The sequence below is a fragment of the Lutaonella thermophila genome (genome assembly GCF_055387725.1).
On sequence record NZ_AP043783.1, the window covers coordinates 1,775,184 to 1,794,328 of the forward strand.

Sequence of the window (19,145 nt, forward strand, 5' to 3'; positions counted from 1 at the left end):
CGGCTTTTTTTGTTGATAACCTCGTTAAAAAGTAAAAAACTGTCATTTAAAGCCAAGTAGGTTTATTACTAACTTTAAAACAAACCTTACTGTTATGAATGGCAATAGATCTCAAAACCTATTAAAAATTAGGCCAGATGTTTTAAAAACTTCACTAAACAGTAACATGAGTTTAGATGAACGTTTTCAAAACAGTACCCTCCGCCCTGTTATCAAACTTCAAAATTATTTGTTGGTTGAAGCATTTAAAAATTATGTAAGAAAACATAAAGGAACCTTTTATACACTTACGTTAGAAAAAAAATTGCAGTACATAGAGAATGCAATTCAGCGTGATATTAAGTTTAGAAATTCTTTAAAGGGGATGATTATTGGACAGTTTACTGTTGAAGAATATTTGCAATATACAGATAACTCATCTTCATTAAACAAACGAATGATGAACATGGTTATAGATCGTTTAAAAGACCAAGTTCAACTTTTAGAAAAAGAGGCTGTAGCGTAGTGTTTAAGTTTAAAAGCGCTCTGTAGAGCGCTTTTTTATTTTAATGTAGATACCCCGTTTAAATCGGTAGTAAGCACCTCACTCATATAATCAAAATAAGGCCTTACCGCTATAAAAGCTCTATTTACGGTATCTAAAAAATTATTAGATAATACTTCTTTATCTGTAAACTCTTTGGTGAAAATAAATTGTTTTTTCTTTATTAAATCTATTGCCGGGTGCTCTTTGCTAAAACCTTTAGGCGCAGTTTTAACTTCGTCACCTACCAAATCTCCCCAAATTGTTTTAAATGAAGGGTTGTTAATAATAGCTCTTAAAGGAGCGTCATCTATTTCAAGCTCTTTTCTAATTCTGTATAAATCGTCTTTATTGGGCTCCCAAAATCCGGTAGCTATAAATGTTCCGCCGGGAGTAATGTGCAAATAATAGCCGCCTCTTAATTCTGGTCTTTTTCGACTAAAAGCGCCACCAAAATGTGTTTTATAGGGTTCTTTATTTTTAGAAAAACGAACGTCTCTGTAAATTCTAAAAATTTTCATTCCCTCTATATTGTCATGTTCAGAAAGTTTTTGATAAAGTGTATTATAAAACTCTTTTACATGAGCTTCTATTTGCTTAAACTCTTTTTTGTTTTCGTTAAACCAATCTCGATTATTGTTTTCTTTTAATTTTTTTAAAAAAGTAAATACATCAGGTGCTAATTGCATAATAATTTATTTAAGGTGTAATTAAAACCACTTTTTTCGCTTAAAAAAAATAAGTAGTGCAATAAATATTAAAATACTAACACCCCAAAACACGTAATAACCATAAGGAGATTCTAGCTCCGGAATGTGCTTAAAATTCATACCATATACTCCTGCTAAAAAACTAAGCGGAATAAAAATAGTGGCAATTATGGTGAGCACTTTCATAACCTCGTTCATTTTATTACTCATGTTGGTCATGTATGCTTCCATAAGGTTCATAGTCATTTCTCGGTAAAGTTCAATATTTTCATGCAGCTGAATGCTATGATCTTGTGCATCTCTTAAAAACAGCTTGGTATCTTGAGCAATTAATGGATGCGATGAGCTTATAAGCCTATTAATTAGTTCTTTAGTTGGTAAAATGGTTTTTCTGATGTTGAGCACTAGTTTTTTTAAAGTTTGAATTTTGTTAGCTGTTATTTGTGAAGGATGATTATAAACTTCGTTTTCTAGTGCTTCTATTTGCTGGCTTATATCTTCTAAAATCACAAAATATTCATCAATAATTGCATCAATAAGCGCAAAAAACAAATAATCTGCTTTACGAGAGCGAATTCTACCGAATTTATTTTCAAGACGGTTTCTGATTCCATTAAACACATCATCGTTTACCTCCTGAAAAACTAAAACGGTATTTTCCAGCAAAACCAAAGCTACATGCTCAGATACTATTTCTTGATCATCTTTTAAATACATCATTTTAAATACAGCAAACAAACAATTATCGTATTCATCTATTTTAGGACGTTGATTTGTGTTTACTGCATCTTCTAACAACAATGGGTTTAGGTTAAAATGATGGCCAATGTTTTCTATTTCTTTTACATTGCTTAACCCGCAAATGTTAATCCAAGATACAGTACCGGAATCTTTATAAACTAAAGCTTCTTTAACATTGGCAAGTTGTTTAAATGAGATTTCGTTTTCTGTATAATCTATAACTGTGAGTGCGTATGCATTGTCGTCTCTATTACCCATGTAGGTAATAGTTCCGGGCGCTTTACCTATTTTACGCTTAAACTTTAGTTTTTTTGGCGCTTTTTCTTGAGTTTTTTTAGACATACTTTAAAAGTAAACAATGTAATTTATTTTTTATGTCTTAGATTTAAAATATTAACAACATCATTAAGAGTTACACCTTTGGCTTTTAGTAATATTAATAAGTGAAATAGTAAATCGGCGCTTTCATTTAAAAACGCTTTTAAATTATTGTCTTTAGCTTCAATTACTGTTTCAATAGCTTCTTCTCCTACTTTTTGAGCTATTTTATTGATACCTTTTTTATAAAGAGTTGCAACATATGAGTCTTCTAAATTTTTCTGTTGAACTCTATTTTCTATAATGGTTTCTAAATGAGATAAAAACCCGTACGATGCTTTGTTTTCTGTACCCCAACAAGTATCGCTTCCTTTATGGCATGTTGGCCCGTTTGGAATAACCTTAACTAAAAGCGTGTCGTTATCACAATCTGGTGTTATGCTAACTAGTTTTAAGGTGTTACCACTCTCCTCTCCTTTTGTCCAGAGACGCTGTTTACTTCTGCTAAAGAATGTAACGTAATTGGTTGTAATGGTTTTTTTAAAGGCAGCTTCATTCATATAGCCTAACATTAGTACAACATTAGTTGTTGCATCTTGAATGATAGCCGGAATTAATCCGTTGTTTTTAGAAAAATCTATTTTCATAATTACAATTTATAGTCTAACCGGAATAGATTGTTGCTTTAAGTATTGTTTTAATTTTTTTATAGCTATTTCTTTGTAATGAAATACACTGGCAGCTAATGCTGCATCTGCATTACCTACTGTAAATGCATCTGCAAAGTGTTGCATTTTTCCGGCACCACCGGAAGCAATTACCGGAATATTAACGGTATTAGACAATTTATTTAATGTGGTGTTAGCAAATCCGTTTTTTGTTCCGTCGTGATTCATTGAGGTAAATAAAATTTCGCCGGCGCCGGAATTTTCTACCTCTTTTGCCCAATTAAAAAGTGTATATTTTGTGGGCTTTTTCCCTCCGGAAACATATACAACCCACTCACTATTAACTAATTTAGCATCTATTGCAACTACAACACATTGAGAGCCAAATTGTTTAGCAATTTCATATATAAGATTAGGGTTTGCAACTGCTGCTGAGTTAACAGAAATCTTATCGGCACCATTGTTTAATAAAACAGCTACATCTTTAACAGAGCTAATGCCTCCACCAACGGTAAAAGGAATATTAATTTGCTTAGCAACATTACGTGCTAATTCTGCAAGGGTTTTACGTTTTTCTTGTGTAGCTGAAATGTCAAGAAAAACAAGCTCGTCTGCATGGTTTTCAGCATAAATTTGGGCAAGCTCTACTGGGTCTCCCGCATCTTGTAAATTTTCAAAGTTTATGCCTTTAACCGTTCGGTTATCTTTAACATCTAAGCAAGGTATAATTCGTTTTGTTAGCATTATTGTTGTAAAATAAAGTCTTGTAATTGTTTTAGCGTAATAGAATTTTCATAGATGGCTTTACCAATAATTGCCCCATTACAACCAACTTCTTTGAGTTTGTACAAATCATTAACTGTTGTGATTCCACCGGAAGCAATTACGTTTGCCTCAGAAAATTTATCGATTAAGGTTTTATAGAGTGCTATATTCGGACCGGAAAGCATCCCGTCTTTAGCTATATCTGTAGTTATTACATATTTAACTCCTTTAGAAAAATAATCTTTTAAAAAGGATATTAGTTCTTTATTACTTTCTTCTTGCCAGCCGTTAATAGCAATTTTATTTTTATGTACATCTGCCCCCAGAATAATTTTGTCGGCTCCATAAGTTGAAATCCATTGCAAAAAAATATCAGGTTGTTTAACAGCAATACTACCTCCGGTTATTTGCTGTGCACCACACTCAAAAGCAATTCTTATATCGTTATTTGATTGAATACCTCCTCCAAAATCTATTTTTAATTTTGTGTTTGAAGCTATTTTTTCGAGTGTATTATAATTAACAATCCTTTTTTGTTTTGCACCATCTAAATCAACTAAATGAAGATATTGTATACCATTATCTTCAAACTGTTTGGCAACCTCTAACGGATTTTCATTATATATTTTTTGTGTTGCAAAATCACCTTTGGTAAGTCTAACACATTTGCCGTTAATAAGGTCTATAGCAGGAATAATTCGCATTGTTTACAGGTTTAAAAAATTACGTAAAAGTTGTTCGCCTACTTTGCCACTTTTTTCAGGATGAAATTGAACACCATAAAAATTATTCTTATTCAGCGCTGCACTATACAGTACATTATATTTAGTACTTGCAATTGTGTGCTGACAGGGCTCTGCGAAGTAGTTATGTACAAAATACATATAATTGTTATTAGCAATTTTTTTAAAAAGATTCTCTTTACTTTTAAAAGTAATTGTATTCCAACCCATGTGAGGCGACTTTACCTCCGGACTGAATTTTTTAACGTTTGTATTAAAAATTTTTAATCCCTCGGTATTGCTTTCTTCTGTATGGTTGCACATAAGTTGCATGCCTAAACAAATTCCTAAAACAGGTTGAGTTAAAGTTGGGATTACAACATCTAACTCGGTTTCTTTAAGTTTTTTTAAAGCATAATCTGCATGCCCAACCCCTGGAAAAATAACAAAATTTGACTGTAATATTTCTTCAGGATTAGCAGTAACCACAGGGGTTACACCTAATCTGTTTAAAGCAAACTCCAGGCTTTTAATATTACCAGCTCCGTAATTTATAATTGCTACACTCATTACAATAAGCCTTTGGTTGTTGGTAGAATTAATTTGTTGGGGTCTTGCTTTACAGCCATTTTTATAGCCTTAGCAAATGCTTTAAAAATGGCTTCTATTTTGTGGTGCTCGTTTGTGCCTTCTGCTTTAATGTTAATGTTTGCTTTAGCAGCATCTGAAAACGATTTAAAAAAATGCATAAACATTTCGGTTGGCATTTTACCAATCATTTCTCGTTTAAAATCTGCTTCCCAAACTAACCAATTTCTACCTCCAAAATCTATTGCAACTTGGGCTAGACAATCGTCCATGGGCAAGCAAAAACCATATCGTTCTATTCCTTTTTTACTTCCTAAAGCAGCAGATATTGCTTCGCCAAGAGCTATAGCAGTATCTTCTATTGTGTGGTGTTCATCAACATGTAAATCTCCAATAACTTTTATGGTTAAATCAATTTGTCCGTGTTTGGCAATTTGCGCTAACATGTGGTCAAAAAAGCCAATTCCGGTATCAATTTTGCTATTTCCGTTACCATCTAAATTTACCGAAATTGTAATATTGGTTTCATTAGTTTTTCTGGTGATGGTTGCTGTTCTGTTCTTGTATTTTAAAAAGTTATATATAGCCTTCCAACTTTGTGTTTCTAAAGCTATACAGGAACTTAATTCTTGCTTTGAGGCCGAAATTTCTTGTGTGCCTAATGCTGTATTATTATTTACGAATATTGCTTTAGCCCCTAAATTTTTAGCTAATTCAACATCGGTAAGCCTGTCTCCTATTACATACGATTCTTGTAAATTATATGCTCCATCAAAGTATTTGGTTAGCATACCTGTGTTTGGCTTTCTGGTAGGTTTGTTCTCGTGGGGAAAACTATTGTCTATACATATGTCAGAAAAAATAACATCTTCGTTTTTAAAAGTTGTGATTATAAAATTTTGCACTGGCCAAAATGTATTTTCCGGGAAAGAAACTGTTCCTAAACCATCTTGATTGGTAACCATTACCAGCTCAAAATCTAATTCTCTGGCAATTTTACCTAAGTAGGTAATACTTCCCGGATAAAATTCTAATTTCTGAAAACTGTCTATTTGCTCATCTTTAGGCTCTTTAATTAAAGTGCCGTCTCTGTCTATAAATAATATCTTTTTAGCCATTATTGTAATTTTTTTAATGTTGTGAGTAAGCGTTTATTTTCTTCAGGAGTTCCAACTGTTATTCTTAAACAATTATCACAATTTACCTCATTACTTCTGTCTCTAACAACAATGTTTTGTTGTAGAAGTTGCTGGTATCTTTTTTTAGCATTATCTACTTTAACTAACAAAAAATTAGCTTGAGACGGATATACTTTTTCTATGAAAGAAATTGTATTTAATGCCTTGCCAAGCCAAGACCTTTCTGTTTTAATAATCTTGATTTGTTGTGTGATAGCTGTACTATTTTGAAGCTGTTTTAGTGCAAAATTTTGAGTTAGCGTATTAATATTATACGGAGGTTTAATTTTATTTAAAACAGCTATAATTTGGTTTGACGCATAACAAACTCCTAGCCTTATACCTGCCATGCCATGGGCTTTAGATAACGTTTGTATTACAACTAGATTTGGGTATTTATTAATAAAACCGATAAGGCTTTCATTTTCAGAAAAGTCTATATAAGCCTCATCAATAACAACAATACCATTAAAATTTGAAATTAGATTAAGAATGGTATCTGTTTTAAAACTATTACCGGTAGGATTGTTGGGAGAGCACAGAAACAGTATTTTAGAGTTTTGTGAGTTATCTAAAATTGCTTTTACATTGGGTTCAAAATTATTTGTAAGTGGTATTTTAGTAACAAACACACTATTAATATTTGCTAACACACCATACATTCCATACGTTGGGGGTAGTATAATTATTTTATCTTTATTGGGCTCACAAAAAGCTCTAATAAGCAAGTCTAAAACTTCATCACTACCATTTCCTAACAATATATTTTCTGTACTTACACCTTTAGTTTTTGCTAAGTAACTTTTAAGTTTTGTTTGTTGAGGGTCCGGATACCTGTTTACGCCATTGTTAAACGGGTTTTCGTTAGCATCTACAAAAATTAAATTGCTTTGTTTGCCCGATTTATATTCGTCTCTGGCTGATGAATAAGGCTCTAAAAGCGCTATGTTTTTTCGTATGAGATTTGTTATGTTAACCATTTTTAAAAGTTTTTAATCTAATAGAAACTGCTCTTTTGTGAGCTTCTAAACCTTCTGCTGTTGCCATTGTAGTAATAGTTTCAGCTAAAGATTTTAATCCGTTTTTTGTTAATTTTTGAAAAGTAATGCTCTTTAAAAAGCTTTGTAGAGTAACACCTGAGTATGCTTTGCTAAAACCATTAGTTGGCAATGTATGGTTTGTTCCTGATGCGTAATCTCCTGCACTTTCCGGACTAAAATTGCCAATAAATACAGAACCGGCATTATTTACATTGTCAACAAAAAAAGAAGTGTTTTTTGTTGCAATTATTAGGTGCTCCGGCCCGTAGAAATTTATTATTTGTAGTGCTTTGTTATTATCTTCTACACAAATAAACTTTGCGTTTTTTAAGGCTTCGTTAATTATAGGCTTTCTTGGCAAAAATTCAATCTGACTTTTAATTTCTATTATTACTTTATTAATAAAAGCCTTGTCTGTACTTAATAAAACCACTTGACTGTCGGTACCGTGCTCTGCTTGGCTTAACAAATCGGCTGCTACAAACGATGCCTTTGCAGAACTATCTGCCACAACCATTACTTCGCTTGGTCCTGCAGGCATATCAATGGCTACATTGTATTTTGTAGCTATCTGTTTTGCTACAGTAACAAATTGGTTTCCGGGGCCAAATATTTTGTAAACTTTGGGGATAGATTCTGTACCAAAGGTTAAAGCACCAATTGCCTGAATACCACCAATTTTGTAAATAGATTTGATTCCGCATAAATCTGCAGCATACAAAATAGCCGGATTTATCGTACCTTCTTTATTTGGTGGTGTACAAAGTACAATTTCTTTACATCCGGCAATTTTAGCCGGTACAGCAAGCATGATTACCGACGAGAATAAAGGTGCAGAACCTCCGGGAATGTATAAACCAACACGCTCTATGGCTCTGTATTCTTGCCAGCAAGTTACACCGGGCATAGTGGTTACCTTTATTTTATCTGGTTTTTGTGCTTTATGAAACCTCTCAATATTTTGCTTTGCTTGTTTAATAGCTTTTTTAAGGCTTCCGGGAACCTGCTTTTTAGCAATTTCTACCTCTTCTTGAGTAACTTTAAAGTTATTTAAGTTTACTCCATCAAAAAACAATGTATATTTTTTTACGGCTTCATCTCCTTTAGTTTTAATCTCACTAAATACCTGATTAACAGTGCTCTCTATATTTTTAAAATTTTGTGTAGGACGTTGTAATAGGGTTTCCCACGTTTCTATTGGCGGATTATTTATAATTTTCATTTTTAACGATTAATTTTAATGTTACACAACCATTTTCTCTATGGGACAAACTAAAATACCTTGTGCACCGGCAGCTTTGAGCTCATCTATTACTTCCCAAAACTGATCTTTACTAATTACAGAGTGTACAGAACTCCATCCTTTTTCTGCTAATGGCAGTACAGTAGGGCTTTTCATTCCTGGAATAACTTTAATTATATCCTGAAGCTTTTCATTAGGTGCATTTAGCAGTACATATCTAGATTGTCTGCCATTTAAAACAGACTTAATTCTGAATAATAGTTTAGTAAGAATTGAACTTGCCTCTTCGGAGATATTTGGTGAAACAGCAAGTACAGCTTCTGAAGTAAAAAGCACTTCTACCTCTTTTAAATTATTTTTAAATAACGTACTGCCACTAGATACTATGTCGCAAATTGCATCAGCCAACCCTATGTTAGGGGCTATTTCTACAGAGCCATTAATTAAGTGTATGCTTGCCTCTATGTTATTTTTTTGTAAAAATTGTTTAACTGTGTTAGGATAGGATGTTGCAATGCGTTTTCCCTGTAAATAGTTAACCCCTTTGTATGTTACGTTTTTTGGGACTGCTATAGAAACTTTGCATTTAGAGAACCCTAACTTTTGAGCAATTGTAATTTTGTTACCTTTTTCTATTAATAAATTTTCTCCGATGATAGCAACATCTACAACGCCACTTTTAAGGTATTTTGGGATGTCTCCGTTACGCAAGTAAAACACTTCTAACGGAAAATTCCCTGATAGTGCTTTTAATTGGTCTTTACCGTTATCTATGGCAATACCACAATCTTTAAGTAGTTTAAGTGAATCATCATGTAAACGTCCCGATTTCTGGATAGCTATTTTTAATTTACTCATTATTAATTTTTGTTTTTTGATGTTTGAGTAAATCAAGAATCGGGATAAATACAACAAGAAGTAAAAAACCCGCTTGATTTACTCAAACGGGTTTTGATTATATTTTAAAATATCAAATACATCTTCACCTCGCTTGAGTGCAAGTATGAAAATGATGATGATGTATTTGATTAAAAATCATGTTTTTGTGTTTTGCGTTTACAAATATAACGCATTGATTAATTAAAAAACAAATTTATTATATAAATGCTTACTGGTTTCCTAAAATTATTGGTAACCCATCTTTACCGGAGCCAATAACTACAACTTTACTATTAGGAGATTCGGCTAATTTAATAGTTGCTTCTATTCCTTTGTCTTGCAAAATTTTATCTGTTAAAGATGCGCTTAAAATTCGGTTAGCATCTGCTTTACCTTGGGCCTCTATACGTTGTCTTTCTGCTTCTTTTTTAGCTTTTTCTAAACGAAATTCATACTCTAACGCTTCTTGCTCTTGTTTTAATTTGCGTTCTATAGCCTCTTTTATAGTTGGTGGTAAAGTAACGTCTCTAACCAGTACCTCATTAAGCTGAATATATTGATCGTCTACAATACGCTTTGTTTCTTCAAATATTTCTGCCTGAATAGCATCACGCTTTGTAGAGTATAATTGCTCTGGAGTGTAACGCCCAACTACGCTTCTGGCAGCACTTCTAATAGCCGGAAGCAGTACACGTTCTTTATATTGCTCACTTTTCTCTTTGTGTAATTTACCAAGCTCATTGTATTTTGGCTGGTACCAAGCAGAAGCATCAAGTTTAATATCTAATCCGTTAGAAGAAAGCACATTCATTTGTTCAAAAATTTCTTGTTGCCTTACTTCGTATATGTAAACTTTGTTCCAAGGGGCTACTAAATGAAACCCTTCTCCTAAAGGAGGCTCATCTGTTACTACACCACCACCGAATGTTCTGTATAGCACACCTGCTTCACCAGAACCAACTGTAATGGCAGATTTTGCAATCAAAATGATTAAAACTATTAGAATAAAAATTCCGGGGGCTAAAAATTTAGGTAATCGTTCCATGAATGTTATAATTATTTAGTTAAATAAGTCCGTGATATTTTCTTAAAAACCACTCTACAGCGAGTGTTATAGCGATAAAATATAGTAAATACTCCCACTGTATTAAAGATACTGTTTTTTTTGTGCTTTTTAGTACCGGAGTAAATTGTGGTTGTGCTGTTAAATGTTGTAGTAAACTATCTATTGAATTCGGATAAAAAACGTTGCCGGATGTATTTGCAGCCAATGCAAGTAATTTAGTATTGTTTGCATTTAAAAACTGTTGTTCTACTTTAAAATCTAACACAGAAAAAGTACCTGAAGCCGATACATTTTTAGCTGCATTCGTAACGGTAAAGTTATATGTGCCCGGGTTTAAACCCGATACATCTACCTTATACGAATTGTTTTGAAGTAAAAGTGGGTATTGTGTGCTCTTTTTTGTTTCTGAATTTATAAGTGTTATTTGAAGTTTAGCGTTTTTATCAAAAACATAATTTGCATCAAAGTACGAGGCAGAAATTGTTATTGGAGCGTTTTCGTAGTAAAAAGGCTCATAATTAAGACTTAACCTGCTTTTTTGTTGTGTAGATGAAGCGTATTGAATGAGTTTTCCAAAAAAGACATCAAAATCTTCAAAAGAATTAGTTTCTAAAAAAGTTTGCATACGCCATTTCCAGACATGCTCCCCAAATAGAGCTATGTTTTTTGTGCTTTCATCTCCAAAAAGAGTTAATAGAGGTTCTTGTAAAGTCACATTTTTTACCTTTTTAAAAAATATTGGCTGTATCTGACTGTAAAACTCAATACTTCCCATAGAATCTTCTAGAGGAGGATAACCTTGAGCCGTAAAATCATTCAATATAAAGGCAGAAAAAAGGTTGTTTATAGAGGGCTCGTATTCTTCGGTTTGAAACGTAGTTTTTTTTGTAAAATAATCTTGAATAGTATTTAAAAATTGCCAGTTTGTTTGAGAGCCGGTTATAACAAAGTAGTTTTTATTTAAGGTTTTTAACTCATTAAAAACTGTGTTAAAACGCGCCGTAGGCTGGTATAAAATTACTAATTGATAGTTGCTAAGAGACTCTGATATTTCAGCAGTTTTTTTAATAGTTACTTCACGTTGCTTGTTGCTTTCTATTGCTTTTTTTAAGGCAGATAAATCCGGATGAATAATGTCGCTAACTATTAGAATATTAGATTTCTCGTTAATTACTTCTACAGCAAACTGTTTGGTATTATTTATAGTGTTTTTTTCATTAGGCAGCGCTTGCAAATTAACAGTGTAGGTTTTAACTCCAACACTTTTAGCATCTAAAAAAGTTTTAACTACAGAAGTGTTTTCTTGCTCGTTAAATGAAAGTTGCTTAGAGAATAACGTGGTATTGCCTTGAGAAACGGTAAGTTTTGTAGTAACCGGATTTTTGCCGGTATAATTAATAAAAATTTCTACGGGAAACTTATTATCTAAAAAAGCATATTTATTAACGTTAAGCTGGTTAATAGCAAGATCTAAATACGGCAAAGTGTCGCCTATAACAACCGGATACACAGGTAAGTTTTTAGAAAGTGATATGTATTGATAATCTGCTCCAAAAGTCTGGTTTCCGTCTGTTAGTAAAATTATTGGCGAAGGTGTTTTAGCATAAATATTATCTAAGCTTTTTAAGGTTTTTGTAATATTTGTTTGCGGTTGTGTGAATGTAAGGCTATCTAAACTCTCTAGGTTTGTACCAAAGCCATACGTAGTTATTGTAAATGTTTTATTAAGCTCTTGATTGTTTTTTATTTTAGATACAATAGCATTTACTAAGGTATGGTTGTTAGCATACTTTATAGAAGAAGAATTGTCTGCAACAATTAAAAGATTTGGTTTTTGAGTATATGTGCTTACTTGCTCTATAGTTGGGTTTATAAGTAAAATTAAAACAGCAAAAACGCTAAAAAAACGAAGCAAGGTAAAAAGCACGCCTAATTTTGGCGTGCTTTTAATATGCTTTTTATATTGGTAAACAGCTATAATAAGCGATAAGATAGCTGCTAAAACAATAAAAAGTATTGTTTGAATAGACAAAATTATTTTGGTTTAATTAATACATATAAATTTAGCGCTTACGTAAGCATACCGCCATCTACATGTAAAGTTTGTCCTGTAATATAATCGCTCATATCGCTTGCCAAAAACACACAGGCATTAGCAATATCCTCTGGAGTACCACCACGTTTTAGTGGTATTGCAGCACGCCATCCTTTAACAGTCTCTTCGTCTAATTTAGCGGTCATCTCAGTTTCAATAAATCCTGGTGCAATAACATTACAACGAATATTTCTTGATCCTAACTCTAAAGCAACCGATTTAGAAAAACCAATAATACCCGCTTTAGATGCTGCATAGTTAGTTTGCCCAGCATTACCCTTTACGCCAACAACAGAGCTCATATTAATTATAGATCCTTTGCGTTGCTTTAGCATTGTGCGTTGCACAGCTTTTGTCATGTTAAAAACAGACTTTAGGTTTACCTCAATAACCTTATCAAAATCTTCTTCAGTCATTCGCATTAAAAGGTTATCTTTAGTAATTCCGGCGTTATTTACTAAAACATCTATACTACCAAATTCTTTTAATACATTGTCTGCAAGTTCTTGAGCTTGTTGAAAGCTTGCTGCATCACTTTTATAAGCTTTTGCTTTAACTCCTAACCCACTAAGCTCATCTTCTAATGCTTTAGCAGCTTCTTCAGAAGAGCTGTATGTAAATGCTACATTAGCACCATGTTGAGCAAAAACCTGAGCAATACCTTTACCAATTCCTCTACTTGCTCCAGTTATTATGGCTGTTTTTCCTAGTAATAATTTCATAATAAACTACGTTGATTTTTTTGTTGATTAGCTAAAACCAAAGATAAACTATTTGTTGAACCCTTAAAACAAATTTAAAGGTTGTAAAAGTTATAGTTTTATTAAAATTAAAAAAGCCTGCTTTGAATTAGCAGGCTTATTATATTGTTATTATAATTATTAGGCCAATACTTCGGCTACTTTTTTGCCAATTTCTGCAGGAGAATCTACTACGTGAATACCACATTCTCTCATTATTCTTTTCTTAGCTTCTGCAGTATCATCGGCACCTCCTACAATAGCTCCTGCGTGTCCCATAGTACGTCCTTTAGGAGCTGTCTCTCCGGCAATAAACCCAACTACTGGTTTTTTATTTCCGTTTTCTTTAATCCATTTTGCAGCATCGGCTTCTAACTGACCTCCAATTTCACCAATCATAACAATACACTCCGTTTCATCATCATTCATTAAAAGCTCTACCGCCTCTTTAGTTGTAGTACCAATAATTGGATCTCCACCAATACCAATGGCTGTAGTAATTCCTAAACCTTGTCTTACTACCTGATCTGCAGCTTCGTAAGTAAGTGTACCGGATTTAGATACAATACCCACAGATCCTTTTTTAAATACAAAGCCCGGCATAATACCTACTTTAGCTTCGCCTGGTGTAATAACACCCGGACAGTTAGGACCAATTAAACGAGTGTCTTTATCTTTAATGTAGTTGTAAGCTTTAATCATATCGGCAACCGGAATGCCTTCAGTAATTGTAATAATTACTTTAATACCGGCATCGGCAGCTTCCATAATTGCATCGGCAGCAAATGCCGGTGGAACAAAAATTATAGAAGTATCTGCTCCAACTTTTTCTACAGCATCTTTTACTGTGTTAAAAACAGGTTTGCCAAGGTGCTCTTGCCCTCCTTTTCCAGGGGTTACACCACCTACTACATTGGTTCCGTATTCTATCATTTGCTGGGCATGAAAAGTACCTTCGCTACCCGTAAAACCTTGAACTATAACTTTAGAATCTTTATTGACAAGTACACTCATGAGTTTGTGTTTATTTTAGTTGTGCAAAAATAGCAGTTGTTTTTTATTATAAAAACAGAATTTGCTTATGATTGTTTTAATTTTTTAATGATGTTAGGAATTTGCCTTATTCCGGCGAGTTCTTTATATTTTTTTCTGGCTTCTTCTGCAGGATAACCAAAATAGGTTGTATTGCCTTCTAACGACTTGCTAATGCCGGATTGTGCTAAAATAACAGCCTTAGCGCCAATTGTAATACCACTGGTCATTCCAACTTGTCCCCAAATAGTAACTTGGTTTTCTATTACTACACATCCTGCAATACCGGTTTGTGAGGCTATTAAGCAACGTTCGCCTATTACGGTATCGTGACCTACATGAACTTGATTATCTATTTTGGTTCCTTTTTTTATAGTAGTATCTCCTGTTACACCTCTATCTATAGTACATAAAGCACCTAAATCTACATTATCTTCTATAATTACTCTTCCGCCGGATAGTAATTTATCAAATCCTTCCGGTCTGTTTTTGTAGTAAAAGGCATCTGCTCCTAAAACTGTTCCTGCGTGTATGGTTACATTATTACCAATTATACAATTATCATATATACATACATTGGGATGAATAATGCAATTATTACCAATCACCACATTATTACCAATAAAACAGCCGGGTTGTATAATTGTATTCTTACCAATTTTAGCAGTTGGCGCTATGGTAGCAGTGGCAGGCGTAAAAGGATTAAAATGTTGCGTAAGTTTATTAAAGTCTCTAAAAGGATCGTCAGAGATTAATAACGCCTTACCCTCAGGACAATCAACTTCTTTATTAATTAAAACAACAGTAGCAGCAGACTGTAACGCTTTATCGTAGTATTTTGGATGATCAACAAAAACGATATCTCCGGGTTCAACAACATGAATCTCGTTCATACCTAATACCGGAAAATTGTCATCGCCCACATAACTGCAACCTAATAAATCAGCAATTTGTTTTAGCGTTTGTTGCTGTGTAAATTTCATTTATAGAGTGTTGTTTTGTAATTATTTAAAAGAAAAGAGTTAAAGTTATTCTTTAACTCTTTCTTGATAAGTTCCTTTTTCTGTTTCTACTTTAATTTTATCACCTTCATTAATAAATAAAGGTACATTTATAACAGCCCCGGTTTCTACAGTTGCCGGTTTTGTAGCATTTGTAGCAGTATTACCTTTTACTCCGGGCTCTGTATGAGTAACTTCTAAAATCACACTTGCAGGCATTTCTAAAGAAAGTGGCATGCTGTCTTCTGTGTTAAATAAAATTTTAACGATTTCACCTTCTTTAAGCAACTCCGGAGTATCTATAGCGTCTTTTTGAAGTGTAATCTGGTTATAATCGTCTGTATTCATAAAATGATACGTGTCACCTTCTGCATATAAAAACTGATATGAGCGCTTTTCAACACGAACGTCATCAATTTTATGTCCGGCAGCAAAAGTGTTATCAATTACTTTACCTGTTGTTACACTTTTTAGTTTAGTTCTAACAAAAGCAGGACCTTTACCGGGTTTTACATGCAAAAACTCAATAATCTTGTAAATGTCATTGTTGTACCTAATGCACAATCCTTTTCTGATATCTGATGTTGTTGCCATATGATTTTAATTTGTACTAAAATACCCTTTCATTATACCACGTTGTGAAGCTCTAATAAATTGCAATATCTCATCGCGTTCGGGAGTTGCCTCCATTTCGGCTTCAATAATCTCTATTGCTTGACTATTATTATAATTTTTTTGATACAGAATTCTGTAAATATTTTGAATTTCTCTGATTTTTTCTGTGTCGAAACCTCTTCTGCGCAATCCTACAGAGTTAATACCTACATAAGAAAGCGGCTCACGAGCTGCTTTAACATAAGGAGGAACATCTTTTCTAACCAAAGAACCACCGGTAACAAAAGCATGGTTACCAATAGAGCAAAACTGGTGCACGGCAGTCATACCGGCTAATACAACGTAATCACCAACTGTAATATGCCCTGCTAAGGTACTGTTATTAGAAAAAATGCAGTTGTTTCCAACAATACAATCATGGGCTATATGGCTGTATGCCATAATTAAGCAATTGTTACCAATTACAGTTTTATGGCGATCTGATGTACCTTTATTAATTGTTACGCATTCTCTGATGGTAACATTATCTCCTATTTGAGCTATGGTATCTTCTCCTTGATATTTTAAATCTTGTGGAGGCGCAGAAATTACTGCACCAGGAAAAATGTTACAATTTTTTCCTATGCGGGCACCTTCCATAATGGTTACGTTAGATCCTATCCAGGTTCCTTCACCAATAACTACATTGTTATGGATGGTTGTAAAGGGTTCTATTACTACGTTTTTTGCAATTTTTGCACCGGGGTGCACATATGCTAATGGTTGATTCATACTTTATTTTGAGTCTTTAACTTTTACTATTTGGGCCATTAATTCTGCTTCGGTTGCCAATTTCCCGTTGGCGTAAGCATATGCCTGCATATGACAAATACCTCTTCTGATTGGAGACAGTAATTCTAATTTAAAAATTAGAGTGTCTCCAGGATGTACTTGTTGTTTAAACTTAACATTATCTATTTTCATAAAGAATGTGAGGTAGTTTTCCGGATCAGGAACGGTGCTAAGCACTAAAATACCTCCTGTTTGAGCCATAGCTTCTACCTGTAAAACTCCAGGCATTACTGGAGCTCCGGGAAAATGGCCAACAAAAAATGGCTCGTTCATGGTTACGTTTTTAACACCAACCACATGCGAGTCTGATAGTTCTAAAATTTTATCTACCAACAAGAAAGGAGGTCTGTGTGGTAACCGCTTCATTATCTCGGTTACATCCATTAATGGAGGCTTGTTTAAATCAAAAACAGGAACTTTATTACGGCGCTCGTTTTTAATTATTTTAGAAAGTTTTTTAGCAAACTGTGTATTTACGTAGTGCCCCGGTTTGTTGGCAATTACTTTACCTCTTATGCGAGTTCCTATTAATGCTAAATCTCCAATGACATCAAGTAATTTATGTCTGGCGGCTTCATTAGGATAATGCAGGGTAAGGTTGTCTAAAATTCCGTTTGGTTTAACGGCAATAGAGTCTTTTTTAAAGGCAACTTTAAGTTTCTTCATAGTTTCCGGAGAAAGCTCTTTATCTACATAAACAATAGCATTGTTTAGATCACCACCCTTAATCAGACCATGCTCTAAAAGCATTTCTAACTCATGTAAAAAACTAAATGTGCGAGCATTTGCTATTTCTGTTTTAAAATCAGAAAGCCTTTTAAGTGTGGCGTTTTGGGTACCTAATACTTTTGTGCCAAAGTCTACCATTGTGGTAACCTGGTACTCCTCTGCTGGTATTACAGTGATTTCACTACCGGTTGCCTCGTCTGTATAAGATATTACCTCTTTTACAATATATTCTTCTCTGTCTGCATCTTGTTCTACTATACCGACTTTATCTAAAGCTTCAACAAAATCTTTGGCAGAACCATCCATAATAGGAGGTTCGGAAGCATCTAACTCTATTAAAACATTATCTATTTCTAAACCTACTAAAGCAGCTAAAACATGTTCTGAGGTTTGAATTTTAACACCTTTCTTTTCTAAATTGGTGCCTCTTTGAGTATTAACCACATAATTAGCATCTGCTTCTATAATTGGCTGTCCTTCTAAATCTACTCGTTTAAAGGCATAGCCATGGTTTACAGGTGCAGGCTTAAAGGTCATTGTTACTTCTTGACCGGTATGCAAACCTACCCCTTTAAGTGTAACGTCTTTAGCTATAGTGCGTTGTTTAGCAACAGTGTTACTCATTATTATTATCTATTTTTTTTTCAATCTTATTAATCTTATCGGCTAAAGCAGGTAAGTTTTTAAAATGTACATATGATTTGTTATAATCTCCATACCCAAATGCCGGTGTGCCTTGTAAAACTTCATCGTCTTTTATGTTTCTGGCAATACCGGATTGTGCTTGTACTTTTACACGATCTCCAATGGTAATATGCCCAACAATACCTACTTGCCCTCCTATCATGCAGTTTTTACCTATTTTGGTAGAACCGGCAATACCGGTTTGAGCAGCTATAACAGTATTTTCACCAATTTCTACGTTATGAGCAATTTGTATTTGGTTGTCTAACTTAACGCCTTTCCTAATAATAGTAGAGCCTAAAGTAGCTCTATCAATAGTTGTACCGGCGCCAACATCAACATAATCTTCTAGAATTACATTTCCGGTTTGAGGCACTTTGCTGTATTCTCCGTTTTCATTTGGAGCAAAACCAAAGCCGTCTGCTCCTATTACTGCTCCACTATGAATTACACAATGGTTGCCAATTATACAATCTGAATAAATTTTAGCACCGGCAAAGATTACTACATCATCTCCTATGGTAACATTATCGCCAATGTAAACATTAGGATAAATTTTAACATTATTACCAATGCTAACATTTTCGCCTAAATACGTAAACGCGCCTATGTAGCAATTTTCTCCGTAAGCAGCTGTTTCTGCTTTAAAAATAGGTTGCTCTACGCCTACTTTGTTGTTTTTTACTTGATTATAATACTCAAGAAGTTTTGAAAACGATTTGTAGGCATCTTCTACCTTAATTAATGTTGTAGAAATTTCACTCTCGGCCTCAAAATCTTTGTTAACAATGGTAACAGAGGCTTTTGTTTGATAGATGTAGGGCTTATATTTTGGGTTGGCTAAAAAGGTTAAAGATCCCTCTTCTCCTTCTTCGATTTTTGCTAGTTTATATACTTCAACCTCCGGGTTTCCAACAACATCGCCCTCTAATATTCCTGCTATTTGACTTGCTGTAAATTTCATTCTCGCAAAAGTA

General features: G+C 33.8%; 20 protein-coding genes. 1 reads left to right on the plus strand and 19 read right to left on the minus strand.

All coding sequences use genetic code 11. The features are described 5' to 3' along the window. Positions 1-94: 94 nt before the first annotated feature. Positions 95-505, plus strand: a complete 411-nt coding sequence (locus ACZ5CF_RS08325; RefSeq protein ID WP_464578813.1) for a glyoxalase — start codon at positions 95-97, stop codon at positions 503-505. Positions 506-540: 35 nt separating this feature from the next. Here the strand turns inward: ACZ5CF_RS08325 and ACZ5CF_RS08330 are convergent, their stop codons facing one another. The 19 genes from ACZ5CF_RS08330 to lpxD all read right to left on the minus strand — a co-directional run bounded on the left by ACZ5CF_RS08330 (position 541) and on the right by lpxD (position 19,132). Continuing rightward, the gene (locus ACZ5CF_RS08330) at positions 541-1,212 is read right to left on the minus strand and encodes a DUF2461 domain-containing protein (protein ID WP_464578814.1); all 672 of its coding nucleotides are present in this window, start codon (positions 1,210-1,212) and stop codon (positions 541-543) included. A gap of 21 nt (positions 1,213-1,233) precedes the next feature. Next, the gene (corA, locus tag ACZ5CF_RS08335; RefSeq protein ID WP_464578815.1) at positions 1,234-2,316 is read right to left on the minus strand and encodes a magnesium/cobalt transporter CorA; all 1,083 of its coding nucleotides are present in this window, start codon (positions 2,314-2,316) and stop codon (positions 1,234-1,236) included. 23 nt (positions 2,317-2,339) lie between these two features. Beyond that, entirely contained in the window at positions 2,340-2,939 is a 600-nt protein-coding gene (gene hisIE, locus ACZ5CF_RS08340; RefSeq protein ID WP_464578817.1) for a bifunctional phosphoribosyl-AMP cyclohydrolase/phosphoribosyl-ATP diphosphatase HisIE, read from the minus strand. 9 nt (positions 2,940-2,948) lie between these two features. Further along, positions 2,949-3,704, minus strand: coding sequence for an imidazole glycerol phosphate synthase subunit HisF (gene hisF / locus ACZ5CF_RS08345; RefSeq protein ID WP_464578818.1), 756 nt, complete (start codon positions 3,702-3,704; stop codon positions 2,949-2,951). Beyond that, positions 3,704-4,429, minus strand: a complete 726-nt coding sequence (gene hisA / locus ACZ5CF_RS08350) for a 1-(5-phosphoribosyl)-5-[(5-phosphoribosylamino)methylideneamino]imidazole-4-carboxamide isomerase (RefSeq protein ID WP_464578819.1) — start codon at positions 4,427-4,429, stop codon at positions 3,704-3,706. The genes hisF and hisA overlap by 1 nt, the downstream gene beginning before the upstream one ends. Before the next feature lie 3 nt (positions 4,430-4,432). Continuing rightward, positions 4,433-5,017, minus strand: a complete 585-nt coding sequence (hisH, locus tag ACZ5CF_RS08355) for an imidazole glycerol phosphate synthase subunit HisH (protein ID WP_464578820.1) — start codon at positions 5,015-5,017, stop codon at positions 4,433-4,435. Then, a complete protein-coding gene (hisB, locus tag ACZ5CF_RS08360; RefSeq protein ID WP_464578821.1) occupies positions 5,017-6,153 on the minus strand; it encodes a bifunctional histidinol-phosphatase/imidazoleglycerol-phosphate dehydratase HisB in 1,137 nt (378 codons plus the stop codon). Before hisB ends, hisH begins: the two co-directional genes overlap by 1 nt. Then, complete coding sequence (gene hisC, locus ACZ5CF_RS08365) at positions 6,153-7,193, minus strand: histidinol-phosphate transaminase (RefSeq protein ID WP_464578823.1); 1,041 nt, start codon at positions 7,191-7,193, stop codon at positions 6,153-6,155. Before hisC ends, hisB begins: the two co-directional genes overlap by 1 nt. Beyond that, a complete protein-coding gene (gene hisD, locus ACZ5CF_RS08370) occupies positions 7,186-8,475 on the minus strand; it encodes a histidinol dehydrogenase (RefSeq protein ID WP_464578825.1) in 1,290 nt (429 codons plus the stop codon). The genes hisC and hisD overlap by 8 nt, the downstream gene beginning before the upstream one ends. Before the next feature lie 21 nt (positions 8,476-8,496). Continuing rightward, positions 8,497-9,354 (minus strand): ATP phosphoribosyltransferase, encoded by an 858-nt coding sequence (hisG, locus tag ACZ5CF_RS08375; RefSeq protein WP_464578826.1) that lies wholly within the window; start codon positions 9,352-9,354, stop codon positions 8,497-8,499. Between the two features lie 250 nt (positions 9,355-9,604). Further along, a complete protein-coding gene (locus ACZ5CF_RS08380) occupies positions 9,605-10,420 on the minus strand; it encodes a prohibitin family protein (RefSeq protein WP_464578827.1) in 816 nt (271 codons plus the stop codon). A gap of 19 nt (positions 10,421-10,439) precedes the next feature. Beyond that, a complete protein-coding gene (locus ACZ5CF_RS08385; protein WP_464578828.1) occupies positions 10,440-12,473 on the minus strand; it encodes a VWA domain-containing protein in 2,034 nt (677 codons plus the stop codon). Between the two features lie 38 nt (positions 12,474-12,511). After that, positions 12,512-13,258, minus strand: a complete 747-nt coding sequence (gene fabG, locus ACZ5CF_RS08390; RefSeq protein WP_464578829.1) for a 3-oxoacyl-[acyl-carrier-protein] reductase — start codon at positions 13,256-13,258, stop codon at positions 12,512-12,514. 159 nt (positions 13,259-13,417) lie between these two features. Then, positions 13,418-14,290 (minus strand): succinate--CoA ligase subunit alpha, encoded by an 873-nt coding sequence (gene sucD, locus ACZ5CF_RS08395; protein ID WP_464578830.1) that lies wholly within the window; start codon positions 14,288-14,290, stop codon positions 13,418-13,420. Positions 14,291-14,355: 65 nt separating this feature from the next. Further along, positions 14,356-15,291 (minus strand): UDP-3-O-(3-hydroxymyristoyl)glucosamine N-acyltransferase, encoded by a 936-nt coding sequence (locus ACZ5CF_RS08400; RefSeq protein ID WP_464578831.1) that lies wholly within the window; start codon positions 15,289-15,291, stop codon positions 14,356-14,358. Between the two features lie 45 nt (positions 15,292-15,336). After that, positions 15,337-15,903 carry an elongation factor P gene (gene efp / locus ACZ5CF_RS08405; RefSeq protein ID WP_464578832.1) on the minus strand — a complete coding sequence of 189 codons (567 nt, stop codon included), beginning with the start codon at positions 15,901-15,903 and terminating at the stop codon, positions 15,337-15,339. Between the two features lie 6 nt (positions 15,904-15,909). Continuing rightward, on the minus strand, positions 15,910-16,695 hold the full coding sequence (gene lpxA / locus ACZ5CF_RS08410) for an acyl-ACP--UDP-N-acetylglucosamine O-acyltransferase (protein ID WP_464578833.1): 786 nt from the start codon (positions 16,693-16,695) through the stop codon (positions 15,910-15,912). Positions 16,696-16,698: 3 nt separating this feature from the next. Then, a complete protein-coding gene (locus ACZ5CF_RS08415; protein WP_464578834.1) occupies positions 16,699-18,108 on the minus strand; it encodes a bifunctional UDP-3-O-[3-hydroxymyristoyl] N-acetylglucosamine deacetylase/3-hydroxyacyl-ACP dehydratase in 1,410 nt (469 codons plus the stop codon). Beyond that, entirely contained in the window at positions 18,101-19,132 is a 1,032-nt protein-coding gene (gene lpxD / locus ACZ5CF_RS08420) for a UDP-3-O-(3-hydroxymyristoyl)glucosamine N-acyltransferase (RefSeq protein WP_464578835.1), read from the minus strand. Before lpxD ends, ACZ5CF_RS08415 begins: the two co-directional genes overlap by 8 nt. Positions 19,133-19,145 lie beyond the last annotated feature (13 nt).